Genomic DNA, 3,539 nt, shown 5'->3' on the forward strand with positions numbered 1-3,539 from the left:
CGCCGGCCCCGCCCGCGCGCCTCGTGATCGCGCAGGGCACCCGCCGCAACGATCGCTCGCCGCTGGCCCAGGTGAAGTCGCTGAATTATCTCGACAACATCCTCGCCCGGCAGGAGGCGGCCCGGCGCGGGGCGGACGACGGCGTGCTGCTCAATACGCAAGAGCGCGTGGCGGAAACCTCCATCGCCAATGTGTTCGCGGTCATCGGCGGCGACCTCGTCACCCCGCCCCTGTCCGAAGGCGTGCTGCCCGGCATCATGCGCGCGGCGGTGCTGACCGAGGGCGCCGGCGAACGGCCGCTGACGCCACAGGACCTGAGCCGGGCCGAGGAAATCTTCCTCACCTCGGCGCTGGGCATCCGCTCCGTCGCGGCGCTGGAGGGACGCGAGGTGCCCGCGCGCGCAATCGCCGAGCGGCTGCGCGCCCGCATTCCGGGGGCCTGAGTGGCGCCGGTCCTGCGCACCGAGCGGCTGGTGCTGCGCCCGTGGCGGCCGGGAGACCGCGACGGCCTGTGGCGGATGCAATCCAACCCCGCCACCATGGAATTCCTGATGCGGGTGCCCGACCGCGCCGCCAGCGACGCCGTGGCGGACCGGGCGGACGCGCACTTCGCCCGCCACGGCTTCGGCCTGTGGGTGGTGGAGGCGCCGGGGATGACGGACTTCGCCGGCTATACCGGCCTCGTCCACGTACCCTATGCGGAGCACTTCACCCCGGCAGTGGAGATCGGCTGGCGGTTCGATCCCGCCTTCTGGGGGCATGGCTACGCCACCGAGGCGGCGCGCGCGGCCCTCGCCTTCGGGTTCGGGACGCTGGGACTCGCGGAGATCGTCGCCATCACCGTGCCGGTCAACCGCCGTTCGCGGGCGGTGATGGAACGGCTCGGCATGGTGCGGGACGCGAATGGGGATTTCGACCATCCGGCGGTGCCCGTGGGTCATCCCCTGCGGCGGCAGGTGCTCTATCGGCTCAAGGCCGGAGCCAGGGTTGTCTCAGCTTGAAACCCCGTTGCGACCGGGCGCGATGGAGCCCCTCGCCCGCAATCGAGACCTTTGCGAAAGGCCCTTGAGCGGTCATCCTCCCCTCTCCCCTTGCGGGAGAGGGGTTGGGGGTGAGGGGTCCCCACCACGAGAAAAACGCCTGTCTGCTCAGAAACGCAGCGGCCCCCTCACCCCGCCCCTCTCCCGCGAGGGAAGAGGGGGAACGGGCTTCCGACACCGACCATGGGTGACTTTCGCAGAGGTCTCGCACGCGGGAGAGGGGGCCGACGGTGCGAGGCGGATCCGCCTCAGGCGGCCGTCCCCGCCACTGCCTGCTCGATGAGGATGGCGGCGCGCTTCACCCCGCCGCCATCCGCCATCTCCTCGGCGACGCGGCGGGCGGCGAGGCGATAATCCGGCACGTTGAGCACCGCCCTCAAGGCATTGGCGAGGCGCACACGGCTGGCGCGGCCCGCCGGCACCACCTCGGCGACGCCGGCATAGGCGAGGCGGGCGGCGGTGGCCGGCTGCTCGAAGGCGATGGGCATGGCCACCAGCGGCACGCCTTCGGCCAGCGCGTCCAGCACCGTGTTCATGCCGCAATGGAGCACGGCGGCGGCGCAGCGCTTCAGCACCTCCTGCTGCGGCACGAAGGAGCGCACCTCGGCAAGGCCCGAGAGCTGGGCCGCCTCCTCATCGGACAGCATGCCGCCGTGGGCGATGAGGAGCCGCGCGCCCACGTCCCGCGCCGCGAACGCCACCTTGTGGAACAGGTCGATCCGGCCGCCCTGAAGGGTGCCGAGGGAGCAGAACAGGAGCGGCATGCCCTCCACGTGCGGCAGCGCCAGATCCATGCGCGGCACGGCGGTGCCGTCGCGCCAGGGCGAGCCATAATGGAAGGTGGCGGGCAGCTCGGAGCGGGGGAAATCCAGCCCCTTCGGCATCTGCGCCACGGTCAGGAGGGGCGAGAAGCCCCCGTCCGCGAACGGATCGAGCCCGAAGGCCGCGCCGTGCCGCTCCAGCACCCGGCGCATGGGCCGCATCAGAAGGTCGGTGATGCGGTAGCCGCCCTTGTTCCAGACGAGGCCCTGCTCGCTGGCATCGTAGCGCCAGGGCACGAACGGCGGCGGCACGCCGATCTCCCGGTTCAGCGGCAGCGCGGTGGCGGTGGAGACCACCGGCAGCCTGAGGTGGCGGGCCACCAGGGTTCCCGCGGCCTCGGTCTGGTCGGCGATCACCGCGTCCGCGCCGATGGCTTTGAGCACGCCCGGCAGGTCGCGGCACAGCATGTCGGTCTGGGCCGCAGTGGCCTTCAGGGTGCCGAGCAGGCCGAACAGGCCGGTGGGAGCGGCAAGGCGCGCCACATAGGCGTCGAGCGCGCCGGCGGGGTAGTCCTTCTCCCCCACGGGCGCGAACTCCGCGCCCTTGCCGGCGACGAGGCGGGCGGCATCGGCCATGTGCACGAAGGTGACGCGATGGCCCCGCGCGCCAAGCTCCCGGGCCAGCACCAGCAGCGGATTGGTATGGCCCGGCAGCGGCGGGGCGACGACGGCGAAATGGGTCATGCGGGACGCGTCCATAGATGCGCGGGTCGGGGCGGCGGCGCGCCCTTGAACCGCGTGGCGAGGGCCTGCGCGAGGCCGCCCGCGAGAAAGCCGGCCTTCTGGGCCGTGGAGGTGGAGACGCGGGTATCCCACGCCTTCGGCCCGCGCCTGCGCACCTCGACGCCGATGGCGCGGTAGACGCCGCGCGCCGCGCCCACCGCCGCCGCCGCGCGGAACGGCAAGGCGGCCATGCCGATGAGGGCCTGGTCGTAATAGGGCTCGGCCACGTCGAGCAGCCGCGCCACCACGCCGGCCACCGCCGCGCGGTGCTCGGGCGCGGCGATCCCGGCCTCCGGCACGCCGGCCTCGGCGAGGAACGATGCGGGCAGGTAGATGCGGCCGATGGCGGCATCCTCCATCACGTCGCGGGCGATGTTGGTGAGCTGGAAGCCGAGGCCGAGGTCGCTCGCCCGGTCCAGCACCACATCATCCCGCGCGCCCATGATGAGGGCCATCATCACGCCCACCACGCCGGCCACGTGGTAGCAATAGGTCAGCGTGTCATCGAGGCTGTCGTAGCGCCGGCCCTCCACGTCCATGCGGAAGCCCTCCAGCAGCTGGAGGGGGTAGCGCTCGGGAATGTCATTGCGCTTCACCACCTCGGCGAAGGCGGCGAAGGCGGGATGGGCGGACGGCGCGCCACGATAGGCGTTGCGCGTCTCCTCATAGAGGCCGTCGAGCCGCTCGGCGGGCGAGGCGGCGCTGGCCACCCGCCCGTGCCCCAGCTCCTGCCCGTCGACCACGTCGTCGCAGTGGCGGCACCAGGCGTAGAGCATCACCGCATCTTCCCGCATGCGCGGGCCGAACAGGCGCGCGGCGGCGGCGAAGCTCTTGGAGCCCTTGTTGATGGCCTCCTCGCTGGCGCCGAGAACGGTGGGCGCGGGGGCGCTCATCGGGGCGTCACACCAAGGTCCGCGAGGATGAGCCCCGCCGTGGCCTTGGCCGAGCCCACCAC

The 3,539-nt window shown here is 72.6% G+C and carries 4 protein-coding genes; 2 read left to right on the forward strand and 2 right to left on the reverse strand.

From position 1 onward, the window contains the following. Both K9U41_RS22200 and K9U41_RS22205 read left to right on the forward strand, forming a co-directional pair. On the forward strand, positions 1-443 hold a 443-nt coding region (locus K9U41_RS22200), incomplete at its 5' end, for an aminotransferase class IV (protein WP_282643015.1). Further along, entirely contained in the window at positions 444-1,001 is a 558-nt protein-coding gene (locus K9U41_RS22205; RefSeq protein WP_282643016.1) for a GNAT family N-acetyltransferase, read from the forward strand. It begins immediately after the preceding gene. 287 nt (positions 1,002-1,288) lie between these two features. On the opposite strand, the gene K9U41_RS22210 is transcribed toward K9U41_RS22205, so the two are convergent. Further along, positions 1,289-2,545, reverse strand: a complete 1,257-nt coding sequence (locus K9U41_RS22210; RefSeq protein WP_282643017.1) for a glycosyltransferase — start codon at positions 2,543-2,545, stop codon at positions 1,289-1,291. Next, entirely contained in the window at positions 2,542-3,477 is a 936-nt protein-coding gene (locus tag K9U41_RS22215; RefSeq protein ID WP_282643018.1) for a phytoene/squalene synthase family protein, read from the reverse strand. The genes K9U41_RS22210 and K9U41_RS22215 overlap by 4 nt, the downstream gene beginning before the upstream one ends. Positions 3,478-3,539: the final 62 nt, after the last annotated feature.

Origin of the sequence: Xanthobacter autotrophicus, assembly GCF_029991245.1 — a bacterium.
Lineage (GTDB): Bacteria > Pseudomonadota > Alphaproteobacteria > Rhizobiales > Xanthobacteraceae > Xanthobacter > Xanthobacter autotrophicus_C.